Origin of the sequence: Mycobacterium sp. (genome assembly GCF_035570115.1) — a bacterium.
GTDB lineage: Bacteria > Actinomycetota > Actinomycetes > Mycobacteriales > Mycobacteriaceae > Mycobacterium.
Genome location: NZ_DATMLH010000313.1, coordinates 1 through 2,893, shown reverse-complemented (window position 1 = coordinate 2,893; position 2,893 = coordinate 1). Strand labels below are relative to the sequence as shown.

Sequence of the window (2,893 nt, the reverse complement as noted above, 5' to 3'; positions counted from 1 at the left end):
ATTGGTTGCAGCGCTATCCCGACGTGCAGGTGGAAGTCGCCAGCACACGGTTGAGCTTGGCTCGATATCTGGAGGGCCGCATCGGCGGAGTTCAACTCGTGGTCATCGGCGGCCGGGATGCCAACCGGGCGGCCAAGCTGGTGGGCCCGCACAGCCTGCCGATATCCGCCCACGCCGACTGCTCTGTACTCACCGTTCGGGGTAACCGGCAGTGACCGCGGAGTTTCTCGACGAAGCCGGGTAGCCTGCACACGTGTTGCTGACCTCGCTGGATCCCGCCGCGGTCACCGGCGGCCGCGATATCGGCGACGCGGTCCGGATCGGCGACGTCACGCTGAGCCGCAGCGATGTCGTCGGCGCCGCGACATCGGTGGCCGAACGCGTCGGCGGCGCGGAGCGGATCGCGGTCCTGGCCACGCCGAGCGCGTCCACCGCGCTGGCCATCGCCGGATGCCTGATCGCCGGCGTGCCGGTGGTGCCGGTGCCCGCCGACGTCGGGCAGGCCGAGCGGTGCCACATCCTCACCGACTCCGGTGCGCAGGCCTGGCTGGGTCCGGTGCCCGACCAGCCGGAGGGCCTGTCGCACATCCCGGTACGGACGCATGCGCGGTCCTGGCACCGCCTCCCCGAGCCGTCCCCGCGGGACACCGCGCTGATCATCTACACCTCGGGCACCACTGGCCCGCCCAAGGGAGTGCAGCTGAGCGGCCAGGCGATCGCCGCCGACCTGGACGCGCTCGCCGAGGCCTGGCAGTGGACGTCCGAGGACACCTTGGTGCACGGGTTGCCGCTATTCCACGTGCACGGGCTGGTGTTGGGTCTGCTCGGGTCGCTGCGAGTCGGAAATCGCTTCGTGCACACCGGAAAACCAACACCGGAAGCTTACGCAGCAGCAGTCGGCGGCACGCTGTACTTCGGCGTGCCGACGGTGTGGTCACGGGTGGTGGCTGACACGGCGGCCGCCGAGGCGCTACGGCCGGCGCGGCTGCTGGTGTCCGGCAGCGCCGGCCTGCCGGTGCCGGTGTTCGACAAGTTGGTGCGGCTCACCGGGCACGCGCCCGTCGAACGCTACGGCGCCACCGAGTCGCTCATCACGCTGTCCACCCGCGCCGACGGCGAACGCCGTCCCGGCTGGGTCGGCCTGCCGCTGGCGGGTATTGAGACGCGATTGGTCGACGACGACGGTGGCCCGGTACCGCACGATGCGGAAACGATTGGGCGGCTGCAGGTTCGCGGACCCACTCTGTTCGACGGCTACCTGAATCGGCCGGACGCCACCGCCGAGGCTTTCGACACCGACGGTTGGTACCGCACCGGCGATGCGGCCGTCATCGACGGCGACGGCATGCATCGCATTGTCGGCCGCGAGTCGGTCGACCTTATTAAATCCGGCGGATACCGCGTGGGCGCCGGCGAAATCGAGACGGCGCTGCTCGGGCATCCCGGGGTGGCCGAGGCGGCAGTCATCGGACTGCCCGACGAAGACCTGGGCCAGCGCATCGTCGCGTTCGTCGTCGGTGACGCGCAGCCGCAGGAGTTGATCGACTATGTTGCCCAACAACTTTCGATACACAAACGGCCGCGTGAGGTGCGGATCGTGGATACTCTGCCGCGCAACGCGATGGGCAAGGTGCTCAAGAAGGAACTGCTGACCCGAGGCTGAGTCTTTACAGCGTCTTTACTGGGCGACACCTACGTTCTCAATGACAAGTCGACGCACCTTCCCTACCGTCGTTACCGTGCACGGACGCAGCCCAACACCGATGAGCCGGGTGGCCGCTGCGTGTCTGGTCGGTTCGGCGATCGAGTTCTACGACTTCCTGATCTACGGGACCGCGGCGGCGCTGGTGTTTCCCACCGTGTTCTTCCCGCACCTCAGTTCCACGTTGGCCACGATCGCTTCGATGAGTACATTCGCCAGTGCGTTTCTGGCCCGGCCGGTCGGCGCGGCCACCTTCGGCTACTTCGGGGATCGGCTGGGCCGCAAAAACACGCTGATCACCACGCTGCTGATCATGGCCGTTGCCACCGTGAGCGTCGGCGCGGTTCCCAGCACGGCGGCCATCGGCGCCGCAGCCCCGATAATCCTGATTGCGCTGCGGCTGCTGCAAGGCTTCGCCGTAGGCGGCGAATGGGCCGGGTCGGCGTTGCTGAGCGCCGAGCACGCGCCCGACGGCCAACGTGGCCGGTACGGCATGTTCACCCTGCTCGGCGGCGGTACCGCGGCGGTGCTTTCCAGCCTGACATTTCTGGGCGTGAATTTCAGCATCGGCGAAAACAGCCCCGCCTTTATGCAGTGGGGATGGCGCATACCGTTTCTGATCAGCGCGGCCCTGATCGGTATCGCCCTGTATGTGCGGCTGCGGATCGACGAGACTCCGGTGTTCACCGCGGAAAAGGCCCGAAACCCGGTCCCATCAGCGCCGATCGCGGAGTTGCTGCGCTTGCAGCGCCGGGAGATCCTGTTGGCCGCGGGCAGCATCCTGGGCGGCTTCGGCTTCGCCTACATGGGAAACACCTACCTGACCGTGTACGCCCATTTCCATCTCGGCTACACCCGCAGCTTCATCTGGGCCGTCGGGGCGCTGGGCGGGCTGGCAAGCATCACGTTCGTCGCGCTATCGGCGAGTCTGTGCGATCGAGTCGGGCGCCGCCGGATGATGTTGCTGGGCTGGGCGGCATGTGTGCCGTGGGCGCTTGCGGTGATTCCGTTGATGGACACCGGTAACCCGGTTTTGTACGCAGTCGCGATCGTCGGCATGTCCGCGATCGCCGCGATCGGCTCCGGGCCTACCGGAGCGTTCATTCCCGAACTGTTCGCCACCCGTTACCGCTACAGCGGATCGGCATTGGCGGTTAATACCGCCGGCATCTTCGGCGGCGCATTGCCGCC

2 protein-coding genes and 1 pseudogene are annotated in these 2,893 nt (G+C 67.5%); all 3 read left to right on the top strand.

Annotation, left to right across the window (positions count from 1 at the left end):
* Positions 1 to 215, top strand: a pseudogene (locus VNW74_RS29345) (universal stress protein); the annotation flags it as partial.
* Positions 216 to 253: 38 nt separating this feature from the next.
* On the top strand, positions 254 to 1,663 hold the full coding sequence (locus VNW74_RS29340) for an acyl-CoA synthetase (protein ID WP_325683449.1): 1,410 nt from the start codon (positions 254 to 256) through the stop codon (positions 1,661 to 1,663).
* Positions 1,664 to 1,763: 100 nt separating this feature from the next.
* The coding region (locus tag VNW74_RS29335; protein ID WP_325683451.1) for an MFS transporter at positions 1,764 to 2,893 on the top strand (1,130 nt) is incomplete at its 3' end.